Below are 21,567 nucleotides of genomic sequence, written 5' to 3' on the forward strand. Positions count from 1 at the left end.
CTTTCTAAATACATATTTGAACTAGCATGTAAGGATAGGGAATCGGCAAAGTTTATTTTCCTATTGTTTTAATAAGCCCCAGCGTTTCATGACATTACGTTCAATTTTAGAAAAGATGCCATGATCTACAGTTGCTCCTATAACACCAATAACTATAATGATTGCAATGACTTGATCCATCCGAGCATAATCTTGCGCATATCTTAGTGAATAGCCTAACCCAGGGCCATTACTTAATAATTCTCCTGCCATTAATGCACGCCAGCTAAAGGCCCATGCAAGCCTAATACCCGTCATATAATATGGCGTGCCAGCAGGCATTTCAACTCTGTAAAAAAGTTGCAACCCACTAATCCCCATCGTTTTTGCTGCACGTATTAATGGAGGGGAAATGTTTTGAATGGCTGATCTTACTTGAAGCGCCATGACAAAAGTTCCTCCTAGCACAACTACGAATACAACAGAAAACTCGGTAAAACCAAACAACATAATCGCAAGTGGCACCCAAACAATACTTGGTATACTTTGCATTCCTATCAAATACATTCCTACTGTTTCATTGGCAACTTTTGACTTGCCAAGAATAAGCCCAATAACAGTTCCTAAGAATAATGCTGTGGTCATTCCAAGTAGAAGGTGCTTAAAGCTTGCTCCCAAAGCAAATAAAAAATCGCCGTTCATAAATCCGTTATATAGGGCATGAGCTACAGCTTTAGGGGAAGGAAATACGATTGCTTCAAAAATACCTACCGTGTGAACCAATTGCCAAATAGTTATAAGGAAAACCAAAAATAGTAGTTGCTTGCTAAGCATTTTGAATTTCATTTGACCATTCATCCTTTAATGCTTTATTCCATTCATCTTTTAAAAGCTTTCTAATCTTTTTCTCCAAAATAATGATTTGTTCATCTTCTCGTTTACGTGGCCTGTTTAGATTGATATTTACATCACTTATTATTCGTCCGGGATTGGTTCCCATGACTATGACTCTGTCAGAAAGGATGAGTGCTTCCTTAATGCTATGCGTTACAAACAATATCGTTTGCTTCTTTTTCTGCCAAATATCAAGCAATCTGTCTTGAAGGTTCTCTCTTGTTTGCTCATCTAAAGCGGCAAACGGTTCATCCATTAATAATATTTTTGGATTCATTGCTAAGGCACGAGCAATGGCTACTCGCTGTTGCATCCCACCTGAAAGTTCATGAATATAATGATGTTGAAATTTATCTAGCTGAACTAACTGTAGAAAATAAGCAACTTGCTCTTCTGCTTCCCTCTTTTTGAACCGTTTTTTAATTGGAAATAAGATGTTTTCTTTCACGTTGAGCCATGGAAGTAAGGAAGGTTGCTGGAACACCATTCCTCGATCTGGCCCAGGGCCGCTGATAGGTTCGCGGTTTAGCTTTATCGTTCCTTCTGTTGTCTCCTCCAGACCAGCAATCATAGAAAGTAAAGTCGACTTCCCACAACCAGATGGGCCAAGTATAGAGACGAATTGATTTTCATTTATACTTATCATCACATCTGAAAAAACGGGGAAATGTACTTGTTGTTTGTCATCCCAAAAGGATTTATTTACATGTTCGATTTCTAAAAGCAAAGATGAAAACCTCCTTGGCAACATAAAGTTTATTATTCCTATAATAAAAGTAGGAATTATTGAGGTTATTATACGCAAACAATGGTGGTTTCGTCAACGAAAATCACAAAAATAGTACAATTAAATAAATATGTAGCCGATTGATTAAGATAGTTAGCATAGCAAAAGCCGAACAATTAAATAAAATTGCTCGGCTTATTAGCGGTGCTATTAGAAAATTAAATTTTAAGATTTACCGTATAAGAAAGATGATAGCTTGTGTTAAAAAACTTGTCGATAAGCCAAGTTTTTCTTAACCTTTATCATACCTTAACGATTATTGCATATGCATTTACTACACAATAGAAGTGGTTTAAAATAATACACTTACTGTTTTATAGCATATGCTTCGCTAACTTTTTCCACCCAATCAAATGGATCTACCTCTTTACCGTATTGAATGTTCGTCAGTGTTGTATATAATGATTTAGCTAATTCACCTGTTTTCCCATTGTTAATGATTAAATCTTTACCTTCCCAACTTAGTTGACCAATTGGTGAGATAACTGCTGCTGTTCCTGTGCCGAAAGCTTCTTCCAATTCTCCATCAAGATATGCTTGATATAACTCTTCCATTGACAGCTTTTCTTCCATAACAGGAATATTCCAGTGTTTCAATAACTGAATAACAGAATTACGCGTAACTCCTTCTAGAATACTTCCATTTAGTATAGGAGTATAGACATTTCCATTTATTCTAAAGAATACATTCATACTTCCAACTTCTTCAATATATTTCTTTTCCACTCCATCAAGCCAAAGTACTTGAGCAAATCCTTTTTGGGAGCATATTTCTTGTGCCTTTAGGCTCGAAGCGTAGTTTCCGCCTGTTTTTGCTTCCCCAGTACCACCTTTCACTGCTCGCACGTACTGGTTTTCCACAGCAATTTTCACGGGGTTAATGCCTTCTTTATAATAAGCTCCCACTGGTGATAAAATGATTACGAACTTGTATTGATGGGAAGGTGCCACGCCAATATAAGGTTCTGTTGAAATAATGAATGGGCGAATATAAAGCGATGTTCCTTCTGCAGTTGGTATCCACTCTTTATCTAAATAGATTAATTGTTTTAGAGCTTCCAGTATAAACGCTTCATCAATCGCAGGAATACATAAGCGATCATTGGATTTGTTTAATCGCTGCAAATTCTTTTCCGGACGAAATAATTGAATTTCTCCTTCAGGCGTTTGATATGCCTTTAATCCTTCAAAAACGGATTGGCCATAATGAAAAATCATTGCTGATGGGTCAATCGTTAAAGGTTGATAAGGGACAATGCGAGCATCGTGCCAACCCAAAGGCTCAGAATAATCCATGACAAACATGTGATCGGTAAATATTCTCCCGAATTCTAGTTGGTCTGTTTGAGGTTTTTCCTTCTTGACTGCACAATGGTTAACTTTAACTGTCCATTCTTCCATGATACTATCCCCTTAGCTGTAAAATTTTATTAACTATATTAGTCTATATTTTCAATAAAATCAACCCTAAATACTTACTTTTTCTATTTTTCGTAAAATGTTGTATACTTTACATTATTGTATGTAAGGCTAAAAGGAGATGTATGGATGGTTAAAGCAATTATTTTTGATTTGGACGATACACTCTTATGGGATAAGAAAAGTGTTGCTGAATCTTTTCGGGCAACCTGTAATATGGCGAGAGATGTGTATCCGCAAATTGATCTCGAGCGTTTAGAGCAGAATGTGAGAACAGAAGCACGTGCCTTGTATGCGTCTTTTCCGACGTATGCATTTACACAAATGATTGGGATTAATCCTTTTGAGGGGCTTTGGGGAGACTTTGATGATGGCGGAAGAGAGTTTGACAAATTAAAGCAAATTGCCCCTGAATACCGAAAATCAGCCTGGAAACGGGGGTTAGAAAAGACTGGGGTCTTAGATGAACAATTAGGGGAAACGTTGGCGGAAGCATTTCCTAAGGTGAGAAAACAGAAACCGATTGTATTTTCTAGTACATTTAAAGTGTTAGACGCATTACGTGCAGATTATAAATTAGGTTTATTAACAAATGGTTCACCGAGTTTACAACAAACGAAACTTGATATGACCCCTCAGCTGACGCCTTACTTTGATGAAATCGTTGTTTCAGGCGCATTTGGGAGTGGGAAGCCTGATCCAGCCATTTTTCAACATATGCTTGAAAAATTAGAGGTAGATCCATTCGAAGCTTTAATGGTTGGTGATAATTTAACTACAGATATAGTAGGGGCCTTCAAAAGTGAGATGGCTTCTATATGGATAAATTGGAATAATATAGACAGTAACGGTTGCCCCACTTTTGAAGTAGATGACTTATTACAAGTATTAGATGTTGTTTATAACAGGCTTGGGAAAGCAAAAGGCACTTTCAAAATTTGAAAAAATTTTAGGGTTAGCTTATAAGCAAAAGGAAGGCTGTCGCCAAATAATTGGCGATAAGCCAAGTTTTTTATTTAATGAAGCATACCCAATACATCTGTTCTTTTTCTTGTAGCGAAATTCCCCTGTATCCTTTCTTAATCAATTGCTGTTGTTTTGTAATATCTTGTATGTTTACTGCCTGTTTGTCACTATAAAATGGAGTATCATCGGTTGTATGCAAATCACGAAATAGGATGTAGCGTAATTTACCATTGTATTTTTCTTTAAGCGAACAAATAGCCATCCTTAAAGCAAGTTTGTCTTTTAAGCTAGCAATATTTAATGGAGCAACAGTCGTAGCTACATAGCGGAAGGATTGCTGATCAATTTGATCAAATAATAATCTCCCCATGTAGGTTTGCAGCCGATTGCCTCGAAACGCAGGATGAACATTTGATATTTCCGAATAAAGCATTTTTTTACGTTGATATTCGTTTAGCCGGAGGTCTATTCCTAAATGTTCGGGATCATTCATTTTGGGAATGAGCATAGCACGAAATGCAATTAACTTGTTATTAACAAAGACCCCAATGATAGAACCATAGCCTCCTAAAATAGATTTATATTCCTCTGCTGTTAAGGGTTGAAGAAAATCTGGCACTTCCAAGGCATTTTTAACCATTGTCTGCAAATGTAAGATCTCATGTATATCTTCTTTATGTAAAAAACGAACGAAAAATGCTTGACCATGCAAAGGTAATTTCCCTGTAGTAATAATCGATGTATGCATGCAATCCCCTTCTTTTATTTAGATTTTTTGTTTACTTGATTAAAAAGTATAAATCTTTAAATATTTATAGTGTAAGCATAACGACGGCGTTTTGTCGCCATAAAAGCTTAATGATAGCTAAAGTTGGTTTAAAGGCTTACATTGATTTTTTTCTAATCAATGTCGTCTGCTGAGAGCGATCTGTTTTTTCAATTTTTGTAATGGTGAACCCAGTATAGGCATAAATCAAGGCAATAATTGGTACGGTGAAATTTAAAATAGCATAAGGTGCATAACTAAAGGCATGCACCTCTAGAGTTGTGTAGATGAAGACCCCACAAGTATTCCAAGGAATAAAGACAGAAGTTAGTGTTCCACCATCCTCTAGAGATCTTGATAAGTTCTTCGAATGTAAGCCTTTCTTTTTATATACGGTAGCAAACATTCTAGATGGAACGACAATGGAAATATACTGCTCAGAACATGTTGCATTCGTTAAAAAAGCTGCTCCTAATGTAGATGCAATTAAATTCCCAGTTGATTTTATGAATTTTAATAGTTGATCCATCATCGCTTTTAGCATCCCCGAATATTCCATGATCCCTCCAAAAGTCATAGCGACAATGGTCATCGACACGGTATACATCATAGACATCAGTCCACCGCGATTAAATAATTCAGCAACCATTTCGTTGCTTGTATCTATCGTGTAGCCATTTTGCAACACTTGTAGCGCATAGGATGGGTCGTCTCCTTGCACGAATATTTGCGAGAAAAAGCCCATAACGATTCCGGTTGCGATAGCAGGAACAGCGGGTACTTTGAACATAACCAGTACGATGACAAGTAGTGGTATAAGCAAAAGATATGGAGACATGACAAAATTCGCCTGCATGTCTAAGATGGTTTGCGTAATTCTTTCATTCTCAATGGCATCTTTTCCGAAGTCTCTTCCTATGTAAGTAAAAACGAGTAAAGAAATGATTAAACTTGGTACTGTTGTATATAGCATATGTTTAATATGAACGAATAAATCTGTATTTGTCAAACCTGAAGCTAGATTCGTAGTGTCTGATAAAGGAGACATTTTATCTCCAAAATAAGAGCCTGAAATAACTGCACCTGCAACTATAGGAGCTGGGATTCCCATACTCATTCCTATTCCCATGCCAGCAACCCCAATCGTTCCCATTGTTGCCCAAGAGCTGCCAACGGTTAAAGCTACAATAGCGCATATAATTGTAATCGTTACCAAAAAAATAGATGGTGAAATGATCTTTAAGCCGTAATAAATCATGGTGGCAACAATACCACCACCAATCCAAGCACCAATAGTTAATCCAACAAGCATAATAATGATAATGGCCGGTAGTGCTAATCGTATGCCGCGAAACATCATCTCTTCTATTTCTTTCCATGAATAGCCTTGTTTCCAAGCTACAAGCGCGGCTGTTCCTGTGCCAATAATGAGTGGCAAGTGGGGTTCTCCTTGAAAAGCCACAATGGTTAGTATCATGGAAGTAATCATCACACAAAGAGGTGTAAGCGCCCACCAAACGCTAATATCTTTTTTAGATATTTCGGTCATGCAAAAGCTCCTTTCTGTAAAAAATAAAATAGTAAAATTCATTTTAATTAGAAATGAAAGAATTGTCAATTTATTGTTTCTTAGTTTACAAACGTTGAGGGTGTTCTGTTGGGGGCTATTCATTGGTGAGTCATATGAAAATAGGTTAAAAAACAATCTTTGGTAGGAGTTTTTTCGTGCTAGGTAAGGGGGAGAATACGAACAGTGAACGTTTCTCATGGTACAACAAAAGCCAAACAACTAGCATTTAATTGTTCGGCTTTTGTTATATAGTAGTTGCTGATCTTCAACATGAGCGCAAAAATATAATGTGTTATAAATCGATAGAAATAGCTTTATGAATTTCTTCAAGCTGTTCTAAAGCTTCTAATTCTATCTTTTCTATATGTCTGTCTACTGTCATAACCATAATGGCATTTCCACCAACATCGGCACGATCTACTTGCATGGTTGCAATGTTTATCTCTTTTGTAGCTAGCAGGCTGCCCATTTTACCAATAACGCCTGGTTGGTCTTGATGGTGGATAACTAAAAGATGTCCTTTTGGAGTTACATCAACACTATAAGGATCTACTTTAACAATTCTAGGGCCTAATCCATTAAGCAGTGTACCGGCAACGCTTTTCTTTTCAGATTTAGTTACTATTTCTACACGCATTAAGTTTGTAAAGCCTTGCGTGGAAGAAGTCATGTTTTCATGAATAGTTAAGCCTCTTTTTTCTGCGAGGTAAAGGGCATTTACATCATTTACGTGATCACCTAAATGGCGAGCTAGCAGTCCTTTCACTGCATTCCTCGTGATTGGACCAATCTTTGTTTTAGCCACATCCCCAGAATAATAAAGGTTAATTTCTTGAATTGGTTCATTTGCTAAATGAATAAGAAATTGGCCAAGCTTTTCAGCTAAGAGGAAATATGGCTTAATTTCTGTTAAGGCTTCTCGCGGAATAGAAGGGAGATTTACAGGATTATGAACAGCCTCTCCACGCATGAAGCGAATGATATCTTCACTAACATCTATCGCAACACTTTCTTGTGCTTCTACCGTACTTGCGCCTAAATGAGGAGTAGCAATTATTTCAGGTAATTCTAATAAACGGTGTTCATAAAATGGCTCTTCTTCAAATACATCGAGAGCAGCTCCAGCAACTTTTTTATTTTGGATGGCATCATACAGTGCCGCTTCATCAATGATTCCACCTCGAGCACAATTAATAATGTAAACACCGTCCTTCATTGCTTCGAAGGCTTGTTGATTTAAAAGATATCGCGTTTCCTTTAATAATGGCGTGTGAATGGTAATGAAATCCGCTTGCGCATAAACATTTTCAAGGGAACCTTTTTTAATACCTAATTTACTTGCTTGTTCTTCTGTTAAAAACGGGTCGTATGCGATTATACGCATCCGTTGTCCTTTCGCTCGGTAGGCGACTTCTGCTCCGATACGACCAAATCCAATGATGCCTAATGTCTTATTTTTTAGCTCTTTGCCAATATATTTTTTCCGATCCCATTGTTTGTTTTTTAAAGATAAATATGCTTGTGGAATTTTTCTAGATAAAGCCATCATCATTGCCATTGTATGTTCAGCTGCTGAATTTGTATTACCATTCGGTGCGTTTACAACAATGATTCCTTGCTCTGTTGCAGCATCTAGATCAATATTATCAACCCCCACACCAGCTCTGCCAATGATTTTTAAATGGGTTGCTTTCGCAATGAGTGCACGCGTTACTTGTGTTTGACTTCTAACTATTAAGGCGTCATATTCTGAAATTCGTTCAAACAGTTCCGTATTTGTCCATTCTGTTCCAATATCTAATTGAATCTCTTCTGTTTCTAATAAAGGGGTAATTCCTTCTTGGCTTAAAGGATCAGCAATTAATACTCTAAATCCCATCTTTCGTCTTCCTCCCAGTGTAATTCGTTTTATTATATATAGAATTGTTTGTTTTACAGCAATAGAATCTATGAGGCAACGTACATATCCCCAGATAAATTTATTATATGGTACAATATATTTTTTTTATTTTAGAAAGGATGAAATTTATTTACAATTTGTCATCAACCCTTCATTTTCAAATAGGCAGCTTGGGCAGCTTGTACGCCTGTTCCAAGCTCTACGTGTTTACCAATTTGTTGTAAACCAATTTCGATAATGCTTATTACTTGTAACACATCAGCAGGGGAACAGTAGCCCATATGTCCAATTCGAAAAATTTGTCCTTTTAAATGTTGCTGTCCTCCCGCTAAAGTTAAACCAAAATCGTTTTTAACGATCTTTCGTAAGTCTTCAGATGCAAAATCTCCTGGTTTTACAGCAGTAACTGTTGGGGAAGCATTTTTATCCGATGTAAGCAATGGAATGGATAAAGCTTTAAATGCTTCCCGAGTCATATTCTTCATCATCTCATGGCGATGGAAAATATTTTCTAATCCTTCTTCCTCCACGAGGGTAAGGGCTTGTTTTAAGCCTTGTAGTAAGGATACTGCTGGTGTGAAGGGGGTCGAATCTTCTTGAAGTTTAAGACGATACCTGCGCATATCTAAATAAAATCTAGCATGTGGATTTTTTTCAATAACGTCCCAGGCACGTTTGCTTGCAGCTATAAAAGCTAGTCCTGCAGGGAGCATCATTGCTTTTTGCGATCCGGTTACAACGACATCTAATCCCCATTCATCCATTTTTGTTTCTGTTCCCCCAATACAAGAGACGCCGTCAACGATAAATAGTGCTTCCGATTCATTGTGCACGACTTCTGCAAGTTGCTTAATTGGATTTAATACGGCTGTAGAAGTTTCACAGAAAGTCGCAAACACTGCTTTAACATTGGGATGTTGTTGCAGTAAAGATGCTAATTGTTTCGGGTCAGCTGCTTCCCCCCAAGGGACCAAATATTTATGGGCTTCAATGTGATACTCATCACAAATTTTTGTAAAACGTTCACCAAATGCGCCTGTGACAATTACAAGCACTTCTTCTTCCGGTTGTACGGTATTTACGACTGCTGTTTCTAATGCTGCGGTACCACTTGCAGTATAAATAAGTACATCCTCTTTTGTACCAAAGATAGGTTTTAATTTTTCCTTCACAATCTTTAACAGTTCTTTCATTTCTTGTCCTCGGTGTCCAAACATAGGCTGTGCCATTGCACGTTCTACACTAGGTGGAATTGGTGTTGGGCCAGGAATTCTAAGTAGATGTTGATCGGGTTGCATGATTATCTCCTTTCAAACTAGTTGCTTTATTTTGATATTTTTTCTGAATAATAGTTAACAGCATAGCAGAACTTTATATATTGTCAATAAATTTAAGCTATTTGTTTTAAATTTTTTGACTGTAGATAAGTATAAAATTATAGGATTCTTTACACTATAGAAAAGGATAAAAATTTAGGGGTATACCTTACTATGAGTAAAATGAAGGCTTCTACTCGAATGAATTGTCAATAGATCTTTCGTTTTTCTAAAAAGCTTCATGAACCCTTTGTCATAAAGAATGGTGACAGCTAATTTTTTCTTATACTATAACCCTTAAAACTTTTATACTTGCCTATAGTGTAAGAATAGAGCGTCGCTAATTAGATTAGCTAACTATTTTTTGTTTTCGTTCCTGAAAAATAGTTTATAATGGAAAGTATAGATGATAACTTAGCGAGGTGTAACCATGAAGTTTGTGTTTGATTTAGACGGAACGATATGTTTCAACGGTAAACCACTTTCAAATACGATTGTCCAATGTTTAAAACAGTTAAATAAAAATGACGTTATCTTTGCATCGGCTAGACCAATCAGGGATATGCTTCCAGTGCTTCCTAAAGATTTTCATTCTTATACGCTCATTGGTGGAAATGGTTCACTGATTTATCAAGATAATAAGCTATTACACGCCCAAACATTTACCAATCAACAGCTGCGTGTCATTTTAAAGCTAGTTGAGGAGCAGGAAGCGACTTTCTTAATGGATAGTGATTGGGACTATGTGTATACAGGCCCAAAGGATCATCCGATTGTACACAATCTGGACCAAGGAAAATTAGCTCAACATGTAGCCGTTGATCAACTTTCCTCTGTAGTAAAAATATTATTCATTACGATGAAGGATTACGAAATTTTATTCACTCAATTACAGCACTTGGACATAACTGTTCACGAACATCGTAATGAACAACTTATTGACGTAAGCCCAAGAAATATTGATAAGTGGAGTGCGTTACAAGTATTAGGTATAAAGCCGAAAAGTTATATAGCTTTTGGCAATGATGCGAATGATATCTCCATGTTCCAACATGCTGCACAGGCAATTATGATTGACTATCACGATCAATTGTCACGATTTGCTGATGAGCACGTTTCTTACCAAGAAGATGGAGAAAAAGCAATTGTGGAAAAAATCCAATCCATCTATTATGAAACCGTGTATATTTAGTATGGTGCTTCATGCAAGTAGCTTTGGAGTTGGAATATCGTACAGCTTTGTAATTTGTTGCAGCACGTATACAATAAAAGGAAAGTTGATATCAAATATGAGGAGAAAGATATATGTACAAAAACTCAGATCGATTCTTAACTTCTTTTAATCGAATTGAAAAAATGCTCCGTTCTTTCATGATACATAAAAAGGATGTAAGCTTTTCTAAAACAGTAAAAATTCTGCGGAATTCAAATGCATTAGTGAGCCAATACAGTGATGATTTGCTTGAGTTTGCGGAGCTTAGAAATGCAATCGTGCATAATAAAGTGGATATGACTTATGCCATAGCTGAACCACATGATGAAATTGTTGAAAGAATTGAATGGATTGAAGAGGAGCTAAGAAAGCCTAAACTCGTTATTCCTACGTTTCAAAAGTATGTATATTGTTTTCAAAGTAATGATGAATTAAATAAATTGTTAAAGGTTATTCATGAAAAAAGATTGTCCAAATTTCCCATTTATGAAGGTAAAGTGTACCGAGGTTTGCTTACCCAAAAAGGAATTACAAATTGGTTGGCGAGCATAGATCAACGAGGTGAAATGTTAAAAAGTAGCTATCACTTAAAAGATATTTTTCCTTTTGAAAACAATGAGAATTCGAGGTTTATTGCTCAGGATACCACTTTGTATGGGGCAATTGAAATGTTTAAAGAACATACAAGTAGGGGCAAGCGATTAGAAGCCTTGCTCATCACTTCGAATGGTGAACCTTCAGCCGAATTATTAGGTATTATTACAGCGTGGGATATTTTGGAGATTTCATAGTTTGAAATAGCTTGAAGCGTTATGTAGCTTGTCTGTAGATGGCATGATCAATGAAATGATTGGCTATGCTATAGTAATATCATAACTAAGATAAATCATGTCGGCATAGTAACTGTTGCGAGCTTAGTAAAGGCATGTGATCTCCAATCTACCCGCTTATTAATAGTTCTTTTAAATGGATTATAAATAAATTTTAGTTTAAGATAAATAGTTTAAGTTTAATGATTAAGGTGGATTCTAATATGACTCTAGTATCAATTGATTTTGAAACTGCTAACGAAAAACGGACAAGTCCTTGTGCAGTTGGCATCGTTGTATCAGATGGGACACAAATAGTGGATGAGTACTATAGTTTGATAAATCCGCTTACAGATTTTCGAGCAATGAACATACGAATACATGGTATTACGCCAGAACATGTTCGTTATGCTCCAACTTTTACAGATGTTTGGCCAGTCCTTTCTACATACTTACAGCAAGGTATGGTTATTGCTCATAATGCGAGCTTTGATATGAGTGTTCTAAGAAATACATTAGATCGTTTTGGGTTAACATACCCTGACTTGAATTATCTATGTACAGTTATGCTTGCAAAACAAATATGGCCACAGCTACATAATCATAAATTGGATACATTGGCTACCTTCCATCAAATCCCTTTTGAACATCATCATGCTTTAGAAGATGCCCGTGTTGCAGCAAAACTTTTTTCTAAATCTTTAAATGAAAGTAAACAGCATACAATAGAAGGCTTATTAGCTATGTATCATATACAAAGTGGTAAGATTTTTCATCATGGGTATCATGCACCAAAGAAAAAGAAAATGCGTCAATATAAACAGATTTTTCTTACTTAAATCCCCTTTGTATAAAATAAAGATAACTGCATAGGAAGTTGCTGCTTGGATCACACTATTGTAGTAGGAGGTGTGATCCGTGAAAGAAGAGCAACATGCATATCGTTCTAAGCGTGCTCAAAGTAGTGTCAATCCCCAAGGTCTGTCTGAAGATAAAAAAGATCATCGTCCAAAAACGCAACTAGAAGATAGGGCGAAAAAGAAAAATACGAAGATCTAATAGTAGATAAATTGCAGAGCTATTGATTCCTAATCTAAGCATCTGTGAACAGCTTTTGAAAAATAAGTGTAATTTTTGTGGTTCAATTAATCATCCGTTGCTTTTTTCATTGATTTTTTTGTTAGCGGTGGTATAATAAATTTACAAGCTGCAATGTACGTATTTTATTTAGTTTTAACCTCTAATGAATGAATAGGGAGTTTTATATCGAAGCTTTAATGTCGTGCCGTCTTCGAGCGGAAGACAGGACAGTTTCTGCAAACACCCACTTAGCGAAGTGGTGGTTTAAAACTTTTTATTACAAAATACGGCAATTGTGGCCTGTAAGATAAATAATACGACCGACCAGTTCTTTTATTGGAACTGGTCGTTTTTAATTGTCTAGGAAATTATAAAATTTAGCAGCTGTGGATAAACTTACTAAGTTATTTAGCCACGTCCGGCTCCAGCGCCCAGCAACTAGGCGACTTCACGAAATCGCCCTACGATAAGTCATCATCGGTTCGTTCCTCACCGTGATTCCTTTATCTCAGTTGATTCGTTCCAGTCGCTACGTTGCTGAACGGGCGCTTGCGCCTTTGTTCTTGGCTGCGTTTGATGTGACCTTCTATATTCTTTTGGTGATGTATTGTTGAATTGCTTAAAAACTCTGGAAAAGTAATTTTGGTCTTTAAAGCCAACAGAAATGCTAATGTTATAAATGGTTTCATTCGTATGGAGTAAAAGTTTTTTCGCACTATTTATTCTGAATTCAGTTACAATTTTTTTGAATGGTTTATTCTCCATCGAAAGTAAATGACTTAAGTAATTGGGGCTGATTTCTAGGTAATTCGCTAGATCTTCTAGGCGAAGATTTACATTATTAAAATGATGTTCTAAATACAAAAGCGATCTTTCTAAATAATTAAATTCTCGCTTTTGCTTTTGAACTTGAGCATGTTTGATGACAGTGATGCAAAATAGAATGAATTCTTGCACAATTGTGTACAGAACTGGATGATTTAAAATGATTTGAAACGTATGGTGGTACGCTTCTTCCACAACTTCTATTTTAGATAATTTACAGTTATTAATAAACCGTCGCACCTGTGCAAGAACACTTGTAAGTTGAATTCGGACAATCTCTGGTTCGGGATAATTGTTAAACGGTCTTGTAAACGTTTGATATAAATAATCTTTAATACTCTCAATATCTCCTTTTTCTAAGCTCTCCATCCAAAATCTCTGTTCATCAGAAGTTAAAAAAGGATCGAAAGATGAGAAAGTGTAAACTTGATCAACTACAAATACCTGATTAAACCCTTTGTAAAATCTCATGTTAAGCACAGTTTTTGTCACTACATAGGCTTGATGTAGATCAATAATATCCATCTCGTTTTTATAAATAGCGATATTTATGTTGAAGTCAAATGCTTCTCTCCATAACTGCATTATTTTTGAGACTTCGAATTTGATGTTCTCCGTTGTATACGGATACCTTACATACGCTAAACAAACAATTCGGTTATGCAGTGGGTAAAGTTCAATTTTAAATGGTGGGCTATTATTGTATAACCATGCAAATAAATCCTGTATGTGTGCTTGCTTTTCTGGTTCTATCAGCAAAAAAATGGGCTGAACAGGGTCTGATAAAGAAGTTTTTAAAAATAAGGAATGGTATATTTCGTGACTTCTTGAAATGTATTCCATAGGCTGACTGCTGTGCTCTATTTTTGTTGCGTTTGTTAGTGCTTTTTTTAATAGTGTAAGGTTAAGTGGTTTGACAAGTAGTGATTTGCTTTGCAGTTCAATAGCTTGCGAGGCTCTTTCAAAGACAGGCTCTGCTGTTGTTGTAATTAAGCTTTTGGAATACCTGCGAATGTTCGTAGCAAAAGCTGCAAAATTAGTAGGAGAAAGCAATTCCAGTTCGAGTATGACGACATGCGGTTTTCCTTTGCTTAAAAGCATATTTGCTTGTTTGATATTCCTTGCATGAAGAATATGCTCAAATGGCAGCTGGTTGGAACGAATAAACCATTCCAATCCAGTTCTTTCCGTTTCATCTCGATCAATAATTAAAATATCCATAATCTAGACCCTTCCCTTAACGTATTGAACATCTTAATTAGGCTGTAGTATAAGATTGGAGACATGCCTAGTTTTTCTGCTTTCAATAAAAAATCCTAACTATAAAATAGTATTGCTACAAAGGAATTGCTATATCGAATTGAGTAATAAAAATATGCTAAAGTTCGTAAAAAAATCTCTTTTTTAATGATATCAGAAAAAATATAATAAAGAAAATAATAAAAATGTAAGCGCATTATTAGTTCTGGGGGTTAAGCAATGGAAAAAACAAAAATTCGAGAGGAGCAATCGTTATCGGATAAAAGAGCCGCTTGGAAGTTTGTGCTATTCAGTTTGTTTGGGATCATTTCTTTCTTTGTTCCCGTACCAATTGGAGGAGAATCATCAATTTTACTCGACCATATTGTAAGTGGAATTAAAACCACCCTCCCCATGTTTGTCATACATAGTTATACTGTTCTCATTCTTTTTCTTGGTGCTGTCTATCCAATAGCTAATAAGACATGGAGAGATAGTTTTATTAATGTAATCCTTACTTTATTTAAAGTTGTTGGATTTGTTTTTGGAACCATGCTTGTATGGAACGTTGGGCCAGCTTGGCTCTTTCATCCTGATCTCGGGCCATTTTTATTACAACAATTAATCATACCTGTTGGTATTTTAATACCCATAGGATCTATGTTTTTAGCATTACTTGTTAACTATGGATTTTTAGAGTTCGTTGGCGTATTTATGCAAGCAATTATGCGCCCTGTTTTTAAAACTCCAGGACGCTCAGCAATTGATGCAGTTGCATCGTTTGTCGGTAGTTATTCGATAGGTTTATTAGTAACAAATCGAGTCTTTAATCAGGGTAAATACACAATTCGAGAGGCTTCCATTATTGCTACTGGCTTTTCTACAGTTTCTGTTACGTTCATGATAGTTATTGCAAATACGTTAAATCTAATGGATTTTTGGAACTTGTACTTTTGGATGTCTTTAATCATAACGTTTGTTGTAACAGCTATTACAGTAAGAATTTGGCCCTTAAGCAGGATAAAGAATACGTACATTAGCGGAAAAGGAAATCCTGAAACGATCATCAAAAAGAATCGATTATATCATGGATGGAAAGAAGGCATTTATGCGGCAAATCGAGCTCCTAGTATATTTTCTAGTGTAGTTGCGCATTTAAAAGAAGGATTAATGATGACAATGAATACACTCCCTTCCATAATGTCTGTAGGTCTACTTGGTTTAGTACTTGCCTATTATACACCACTATTTGATTGGTTGGCTTATATTTTTGTTCCAATTACATGGCTCTTACAAGCACCTGAAGCTCTATTAACTGCGAAAGCTGCTGCTATTTCCATTTCGGAGATATTTTTACCATCTTTACTTGTGGTGGAAGCTGAGCTTGCAACTAGATTTATAGTTGCTGTGCTTTCCGTATCATCCATTTTATTTTTTTCAGCAGTAATCCCTGTCATTATTTCAACGGATATACCAATACCGATATCTAAGATGATTATTATATGGTTTCAGAGAGTTGTGCTAACGTTATTTATCATCATACCAATAGCAAAGTTAATTTTTTGAAAAAGAGTAGTTTTAAGAAAAAGCTTTTTTACACTATAGGAGTTTTTCTAAATTTAAATAGAAGGGTGACGGTTTTACTGTGAAACCATTAGAGGGGATAAAAGTGTTAGATTTTACAAGGGTTTTAGCTGGTCCATTTGCTACAAAAATACTAGCAGATTTTGGTGCTGAAGTTATAAAAATAGAAAGAACAGGGCATGGAGACGATACACGTTCTTTTGGACCATTTCAAAATGGGTTAAGTGGCTATTTTGTTTATTTAAATACTGGAAAAAAGAGCGTTGAACTAAACTTAAAAGACCCTGACTCTATTTGTTTATTAAAGGAAATGGTGAAAGATGTAGATGTCGTAATTGAAAATTTTAGACCTGGAATTATGCGCAAATTTAATTTAGATTACGCATCTCTAAAAGCTATGAAACCAAATATTATTTATGCTTCTATTTCCGGTTTTGGACAAGAAGGCGTCTGGAGTAATAAGCCTGCCTATGATCTTATTGCACAAGCCGCGGGAGGCATAATGAGTATTAATGGTTATCCTGATTCACCACCAACACGTGTTGGTGCTTCCTTAGGAGATACTAGTGCTGGTTTAAATGCAGCGATTGGGATCACTACTGCTTTATTTCATAGAGAGCGAACGGGGGAAGGGCAGCATATTGATGTGGCGATGGTAGACTCGATATATGCATTATTGGAGAGTAATGTGATGCGGTATACAGTAGATGAAAATGTTCCACAACGAATTGGAAATCGGCACCCGATAAGTGCACCGTTCGATATATATCAATCAAAAGAAGGATATTTAGCTATTGCTATTGCTAATGAATCATTGTTTGAAAGATTTACTACATTAATTCATCGGGAAGATATGCTAGAGGATGAACGTTTTCGTACAGATAACAACAGACAGAAATACCAAGAGTTATTAAAAGCCGAAATAGAAAATTGGTTACGTCCATACACTGCAACAGAGGCAGCAGCTTTACTTGAACAAGGGGGGGTACCTTGTTCTGTTATACACGACATAAAAGATATTTCTGAAAGTGCCTATATAAAAGAGAGAAATATGCTTGTAGATGTGAATCAATTAGAACATGGTTTGTTTAAAATACCTGGAAATCCTATTAAGTTATCAAGCTTAAAACAAACGAATATTCAGCCAGCCCCAGAGCTTGGAGAGCATACAGAAGCTATACTTGAAAAATATAAGGAGATGATGAAATGAATTTTGGGTATACGGAGGAACAAATCAGTATTCGAAGCATGGTTCGTGATTATGCGAAAAATGTATTGACGCCCCGAGCAAAAGAATGGGATGAGAAAAATGCATTCCCTTTGGAGCACGTAAAGTCTATGGGGGAACTTGGATTGTTAGGGATAGCATACCCAGAAGAATTTGGCGGTGTAGGTGCTGACTCTATAACGGAAGCAATAGCAGTTGAAGAAATAACATACGGCTGTGCTGCAACTGGTTCTATATTAACAGCCCATTACTTAGGAATTGATGGTTTATTCTTAGCAGGGAGTGTTGAACAAAAAAGAGAGTACTTAATCCCTGGTTGTAAAGGTGAAAAGCTCTTTGCATTTGGGTTAACAGAACCGATTGGGGGAACAGATGTAGGTTCCATGAAAACGACAGCCGTAAAAGATGGCGATGATTATGTTTTAAACGGTATGAAACATTTTATTACTAATGGTAAATATGCTGATATTATTATTGTTTATGCGAAAACGGATACATCAAAAGGAAATAAAGGCATTAGTGCTTTTATAGTAGAAAACGGAACAGAAGGCCTCTCGTTTGGAGTAGGGGATGACAAAATGGGGATTAGGGGAGCTACCACAGATGAAGTGATTTTTGAAAACTGTCGTATACCAAAAGAAAACCTTCTAGGAGAAGAGGGAGATGGTTTTAAGCTTGCTATGCAAGTTGTGGATAGGGGAAGGATTGGCATTGCGGCGATGGCTGTAGGTTTATCACAAGCTGCTTTAGATGCAGCAGTTCAATATGCTAAAGAAAGGCCAGCATTTGGCAACCCCATTGCGGAATATCAAGGTTTGCAGTGGATGATGGCTGAAATGAAAGCTGATTTAGAAGTATCTCGTATGTACACGTATTACGCAGCTTCATTAAAGGATGGTGGGGGAAGAATTTCTCAGGAAGCAGCTATTGCAAAATTAATAACGTCTGAAGCGAGTCAAAGAATTGTGCATAAAGCAGTTCAAATTCATGGCGGTTATGGATACATGAAGGAGTTTCCAGTAGAAAGATATTATCGCGATCAACGAATATTAGAGATATTTGAAGGCACGTCTCAAATACAAAAAATTGTTATCGCTAGTCACTTATTAAAATAATTACTTCATAAAGAATATAAAGGGGAGATTTAATGATGAATACAAATCAAGTCATTAAGGCACCTACGGGGTCAGAATTAACATGTAAAGGTTGGCAGCAAGAAGCAGCAATGAGGATGTTAATGAATAATTTAGACCCACAAGTAGCAGAAAATCCAGATGAATTAGTTGTCTATGGTGGGATAGGCAAAGCAGCAAGGAATTGGGAATCTTTCCATAAAATAATTGCTACGTTGAAAAAGCTGGAAAACGATGAGACACTAATTGTACAATCAGGGAAGCCTGTAGCTGTATTTAAAACACATGACCATGCACCTCGTGTATTAATCGCCAACTCAAATATCGTGCCCAGTTGGGCAAATTGGAATCACTTTTATAAATTGGAAAGTGAAGGCCTTATGATGTATGGGCAAATGACAGCTGGTAGCTGGATATATATTGGAGCACAAGGCATTTTACAAGGAACTTATTTGAGCTTTGTAGAAGCTGGCAAAAAAGCGTTTGGATCAACAGATCTATCCGGAAGACTTATTTTAACAGGTGGCATGGGAGGTATGAGTGGTGCGCAACCATTAGCAGGGAAAATGGCTGGAGCGGTTACGCTTGTAGTCGAAGTAGAAAGAAAACGAATTGAACGCAAAATAAATGAGGGCTATTGTGATTACTTGGTTACCGACATAGACGAGGCTTTACAGCTAGTGAATAAATATCGCCAAAAAAGGGAAGCCGTTTCCATTGGTCTTGTTGGTAATTGTGCTGATGTATTTCCAGCTATTTATGAAAAGGGAATCGTCCCAGACATTGTAACAGATCAAACGAGCGCGCATGACCCAATAAATGGATATATACCAAATGGAATGTGTTTCGAACAAGCTTTGGTATTAAGAAAGAAGGATCCTAAAGCTTATGAAGAAAAGGCAAAAGCTACTATGGGTGTTCATGTTCAGGCAATGTTGGATTTTCAAGCATCTGGTTCTGAAGTGTTTGATTATGGCAATAATATTCGAGCTTATGCGAAAGAAACGGGAGTGGAAAATGCTTTTGATTTTCCTGGCTTTGTTCCTGCTTATATCCGTCCGCTATTTTGTGAAGGGAAAGGGCCATTTCGTTGGGCAGCCCTTTCAGGTGATCCAGAGGATATTTACCGTACGGACCGTCTAGTTAAAGAAATGTTTGCTGAAGATGAGTCTCTTGTAAAGTGGATAAATATGGCGCAAAAAATGATACAATGGCAAGGGCTTCCTTCTCGCATCTGCTGGCTCGGATATGGAGATCGTCATCGTTTTGCATTAGAAGTTAACAAGTTGGTTGCTACAGGGGAAATGAAAGCTCCTATTGTATTCGGTCGTGATCATCTTGATTCAGGGTCGGTAGCTTCTCCAAATCGAGAGACAGAAGGGATGAAAGATGGAAGTGATGCCGTATCTGATTGGCCAATATTGAATGCACTCCTTAATACTGCTGGTGGTGCTAGTTGGGTTAGCGTACATCATGGTGGTGGAGTGGGTATGGGATATTCACAGCATGCGGGTCAAGTTATCGTAGCAGATGGCACGAAAGAAGCAGCTGAAAAAATAAAGCGGGTTTTAATCACCGATCCTGGCATGGGAGTAGCAAGGCATGTGGACGCTGGATATGATATTGCTATTGAAACAGCAAAAGAGAAAGGAATTTACATTCCGATGATGGATTCCGAAGTATAGTCGAAGAACATGAACTGTTGAGGCTTTCCTTTTTATACAAATTATAAGGTTTATCGTATAAAAAAACGACAGCGTTTTTCCGCCATAAGACTTGGCGACAACCCAAATTTTTCTAATCATGATAAGTGTTCTTCCATAGAAAAATAAAGGCTTTTCGTATAGAACAATAGCTTTTGCCATAAAGATTGTGAAAGGTGGTAGGAACATGTACTCGATGACAGAAAAACAATGGTGGTCTGGGAGGGTAGATCATGCAACAGATCCAGCTTACTTTCGGTTTCACCAAGCTATTCAATTGAAAGACATTGCATCACGTAAACGAGATAATGATTTAAAGGGATCCATAGCTTTGATTGGATTTTCTTCTGATGAGGGTGTTCGCAGGAACAAAGGTCGAGTCGGTGCGGCAAAAGCGCCATATGAAATTAGATCTGTACTGGCAAATTTAGCTTACCATTTAGAAAAATTGTCTATATTTGACGTAGGGAATGTAAGTTGTATACATCAACAATTAGAAGAATCACAAGAAGAATTAGGGAAATACATGCATTATTTACTACAAGCACAATCCACACCAATCATACTTGGAGGAGGACATGAAACATTATATGGACATTATCTTGGTGCACGTCAATATGTCAATCAAACAACAAAATTGGGGATAATCAATATTGATGCGCATTTTGATTTACGAAATGATTTTCTGCCAACTTCAGGTACGATGTTTAAACAGATATTGGAGCAAGATAAGTTTGCGGGGTATTTATGTTTAGGTATTCAAAAATGGGGAAACACGCAAGCTCTTTTTCAAGAAGCAGCTCAGTATCAAAGTAATTATATTTTAGCTGAGGACGTAGCCAATGATAGCCAAACTATAAAATTGATAGACGATTTTACGAAACAGCATGATTATATTATCTTTACTTTATGTATGGACGCGGTGGAAGCAACTGCAGCTCCAGGTGTGAGCGCTCCATCTCCGCTTGGGTTAGAGCCTAAAATAGTTAGAGACTTGATACGGTATATAGTAGCCAAACCGAATTTGCTTAGTATGGATATTTCCGAGGTAAACCCTGTTGTTGATGAAAATAATAAAACAGTAAAATTAGCTGCTTATTTCATTGCAGATGCTATGCAATCCATGCAAAATAGAAAAAATATGCTATGAAGGGGC

At 36.7% G+C, this 21,567-nt stretch carries 18 protein-coding genes; 10 read left to right on the forward strand and 8 right to left on the reverse strand.

The window, feature by feature from the left end; all coding sequences use genetic code 11:
* Nucleotides 1-60: 60 nt before the first annotated feature.
* From B2C77_RS06675 to B2C77_RS06685, 3 genes are all read right to left on the reverse strand, one after another.
* Nucleotides 61-825, reverse strand: a complete 765-nt coding sequence (locus B2C77_RS06675) for an ABC transporter permease (RefSeq protein WP_077702921.1) — start codon at nt 823-825, stop codon at nt 61-63.
* Nucleotides 806-1,600, reverse strand: coding sequence for an ABC transporter ATP-binding protein (locus B2C77_RS06680; RefSeq protein WP_077702922.1), 795 nt, complete (start codon nt 1,598-1,600; stop codon nt 806-808). Before B2C77_RS06680 ends, B2C77_RS06675 begins: the two co-directional genes overlap by 20 nt.
* Nucleotides 1,601-1,966: 366 nt before the next feature.
* Nucleotides 1,967-3,061, reverse strand: coding sequence for a branched-chain amino acid aminotransferase (locus tag B2C77_RS06685; RefSeq protein ID WP_077702923.1), 1,095 nt, complete (start codon nt 3,059-3,061; stop codon nt 1,967-1,969).
* A gap of 147 nt (nt 3,062-3,208) precedes the next feature.
* On the opposite strand from B2C77_RS06685, the gene B2C77_RS06690 reads away from it, so the two are divergent.
* Entirely contained in the window at nt 3,209-4,021 is an 813-nt protein-coding gene (locus B2C77_RS06690; RefSeq protein WP_077702924.1) for an HAD family hydrolase, read from the forward strand.
* Between the two features lie 70 nt (nt 4,022-4,091).
* Here B2C77_RS06690 and B2C77_RS06695 read toward each other — a convergent pair whose 3' ends face one another.
* The 4 genes from B2C77_RS06695 to B2C77_RS06710 all read right to left on the reverse strand — a co-directional run bounded on the left by B2C77_RS06695 (nt 4,092) and on the right by B2C77_RS06710 (nt 9,579).
* The gene (locus tag B2C77_RS06695) at nt 4,092-4,793 is read right to left on the reverse strand and encodes a hypothetical protein (RefSeq protein WP_077702925.1); all 702 of its coding nucleotides are present in this window, start codon (nt 4,791-4,793) and stop codon (nt 4,092-4,094) included.
* A gap of 136 nt (nt 4,794-4,929) precedes the next feature.
* Nucleotides 4,930-6,360, reverse strand: coding sequence for a Na+/H+ antiporter NhaC (gene nhaC / locus B2C77_RS06700; protein WP_077702926.1), 1,431 nt, complete (start codon nt 6,358-6,360; stop codon nt 4,930-4,932).
* 313 nt (nt 6,361-6,673) lie between these two features.
* Complete coding sequence (gene serA / locus B2C77_RS06705; RefSeq protein WP_077702927.1) at nt 6,674-8,260, reverse strand: phosphoglycerate dehydrogenase; 1,587 nt, start codon at nt 8,258-8,260, stop codon at nt 6,674-6,676.
* 164 nt (nt 8,261-8,424) lie between these two features.
* Entirely contained in the window at nt 8,425-9,579 is a 1,155-nt protein-coding gene (locus B2C77_RS06710; protein WP_077702928.1) for a pyridoxal-phosphate-dependent aminotransferase family protein, read from the reverse strand.
* Between the two features lie 448 nt (nt 9,580-10,027).
* On the opposite strand from B2C77_RS06710, the gene B2C77_RS06715 reads away from it, so the two are divergent.
* The 4 genes from B2C77_RS06715 to sspL all read left to right on the forward strand — a co-directional run bounded on the left by B2C77_RS06715 (nt 10,028) and on the right by sspL (nt 12,678).
* On the forward strand, nt 10,028-10,789 hold the full coding sequence (locus tag B2C77_RS06715) for an HAD-IIB family hydrolase (protein ID WP_077702929.1): 762 nt from the start codon (nt 10,028-10,030) through the stop codon (nt 10,787-10,789).
* A 113-nt stretch (nt 10,790-10,902) separates the two neighbouring features.
* The gene (locus tag B2C77_RS06720; RefSeq protein WP_077702930.1) at nt 10,903-11,601 is read left to right on the forward strand and encodes a CBS domain-containing protein; all 699 of its coding nucleotides are present in this window, start codon (nt 10,903-10,905) and stop codon (nt 11,599-11,601) included.
* A 221-nt stretch (nt 11,602-11,822) separates the two neighbouring features.
* Nucleotides 11,823-12,458 carry a 3'-5' exonuclease gene (locus B2C77_RS06725; protein ID WP_077702931.1) on the forward strand — a complete coding sequence of 212 codons (636 nt, stop codon included), beginning with the start codon at nt 11,823-11,825 and terminating at the stop codon, nt 12,456-12,458.
* A gap of 79 nt (nt 12,459-12,537) precedes the next feature.
* The gene (gene sspL, locus B2C77_RS06730) at nt 12,538-12,678 is read left to right on the forward strand and encodes a small, acid-soluble spore protein L (RefSeq protein ID WP_073005888.1); all 141 of its coding nucleotides are present in this window, start codon (nt 12,538-12,540) and stop codon (nt 12,676-12,678) included.
* A gap of 510 nt (nt 12,679-13,188) precedes the next feature.
* Here sspL and B2C77_RS06740 read toward each other — a convergent pair.
* Nucleotides 13,189-14,745 carry a helix-turn-helix domain-containing protein gene (locus B2C77_RS06740; protein ID WP_077702932.1) on the reverse strand — a complete coding sequence of 519 codons (1,557 nt, stop codon included), beginning with the start codon at nt 14,743-14,745 and terminating at the stop codon, nt 13,189-13,191.
* A gap of 258 nt (nt 14,746-15,003) precedes the next feature.
* Here B2C77_RS06740 and B2C77_RS06745 point away from each other — a divergent pair, with 258 nt between their 5' ends.
* The 5 genes from B2C77_RS06745 to hutG all read left to right on the forward strand — a co-directional run bounded on the left by B2C77_RS06745 (nt 15,004) and on the right by hutG (nt 21,561).
* On the forward strand, nt 15,004-16,329 hold the full coding sequence (locus tag B2C77_RS06745; RefSeq protein WP_077702933.1) for a YjiH family protein: 1,326 nt from the start codon (nt 15,004-15,006) through the stop codon (nt 16,327-16,329).
* Nucleotides 16,330-16,408: 79 nt separating this feature from the next.
* The gene (locus tag B2C77_RS06750) at nt 16,409-17,557 is read left to right on the forward strand and encodes a CaiB/BaiF CoA transferase family protein (protein WP_077702934.1); all 1,149 of its coding nucleotides are present in this window, start codon (nt 16,409-16,411) and stop codon (nt 17,555-17,557) included.
* Nucleotides 17,554-18,690 (forward strand): acyl-CoA dehydrogenase family protein, encoded by a 1,137-nt coding sequence (locus tag B2C77_RS06755; protein ID WP_077702935.1) that lies wholly within the window; start codon nt 17,554-17,556, stop codon nt 18,688-18,690. Before B2C77_RS06750 ends, B2C77_RS06755 begins: the two co-directional genes overlap by 4 nt.
* 32 nt (nt 18,691-18,722) lie before the next feature.
* A complete protein-coding gene (gene hutU, locus B2C77_RS06760) occupies nt 18,723-20,393 on the forward strand; it encodes a urocanate hydratase (protein WP_077702936.1) in 1,671 nt (556 codons plus the stop codon).
* A 205-nt stretch (nt 20,394-20,598) separates the two neighbouring features.
* Nucleotides 20,599-21,561: a formimidoylglutamase gene (gene hutG, locus B2C77_RS06765; RefSeq protein ID WP_077702937.1), complete on the forward strand. Its 963-nt coding sequence runs from the start codon at nt 20,599-20,601 to the stop codon at nt 21,559-21,561.
* Nucleotides 21,562-21,567 lie beyond the last annotated feature (6 nt).

The organism is Virgibacillus dokdonensis (assembly GCF_900166595.1).
GTDB lineage: Bacteria > Bacillota > Bacilli > Bacillales > Amphibacillaceae > Virgibacillus > Virgibacillus dokdonensis.

Excerpts from the sequence above, each read along its gene's own strand:
- B2C77_RS06675 (WP_077702921.1), bottom strand. The coding sequence starts at position 825 with ATGAAATTCAAAATGCTTAGCAAGCAACTACTATTTTTGGTTTTCCTT.
- B2C77_RS06685 (WP_077702923.1), bottom strand. The coding sequence starts at position 3,061 with ATGGAAGAATGGACAGTTAAAGTTAACCATTGTGCAGTCAAGAAGGAA.
- B2C77_RS06690 (WP_077702924.1), top strand. The coding sequence starts at position 3,209 with ATGGTTAAAGCAATTATTTTTGATTTGGACGATACACTCTTATGGGAT.
- B2C77_RS06695 (WP_077702925.1), bottom strand. The coding sequence starts at position 4,793 with ATGCATACATCGATTATTACTACAGGGAAATTACCTTTGCATGGTCAA.
- nhaC (WP_077702926.1), bottom strand. The coding sequence starts at position 6,360 with ATGACCGAAATATCTAAAAAAGATATTAGCGTTTGGTGGGCGCTTACA.
- serA (WP_077702927.1), bottom strand. The coding sequence starts at position 8,260 with ATGGGATTTAGAGTATTAATTGCTGATCCTTTAAGCCAAGAAGGAATT.
- B2C77_RS06710 (WP_077702928.1), bottom strand. The coding sequence starts at position 9,579 with ATGCAACCCGATCAACATCTACTTAGAATTCCTGGCCCAACACCAATT.
- B2C77_RS06715 (WP_077702929.1), top strand. The coding sequence starts at position 10,028 with ATGAAGTTTGTGTTTGATTTAGACGGAACGATATGTTTCAACGGTAAA.
- B2C77_RS06720 (WP_077702930.1), top strand. The coding sequence starts at position 10,903 with ATGTACAAAAACTCAGATCGATTCTTAACTTCTTTTAATCGAATTGAA.
- B2C77_RS06725 (WP_077702931.1), top strand. The coding sequence starts at position 11,823 with ATGATTAAGGTGGATTCTAATATGACTCTAGTATCAATTGATTTTGAA.
- B2C77_RS06740 (WP_077702932.1), bottom strand. The coding sequence starts at position 14,745 with ATGGATATTTTAATTATTGATCGAGATGAAACGGAAAGAACTGGATTG.
- B2C77_RS06745 (WP_077702933.1), top strand. The coding sequence starts at position 15,004 with ATGGAAAAAACAAAAATTCGAGAGGAGCAATCGTTATCGGATAAAAGA.
- B2C77_RS06755 (WP_077702935.1), top strand. The coding sequence starts at position 17,554 with ATGAATTTTGGGTATACGGAGGAACAAATCAGTATTCGAAGCATGGTT.
- hutU (WP_077702936.1), top strand. The coding sequence starts at position 18,723 with ATGATGAATACAAATCAAGTCATTAAGGCACCTACGGGGTCAGAATTA.
- hutG (WP_077702937.1), top strand. The coding sequence starts at position 20,599 with ATGTACTCGATGACAGAAAAACAATGGTGGTCTGGGAGGGTAGATCAT.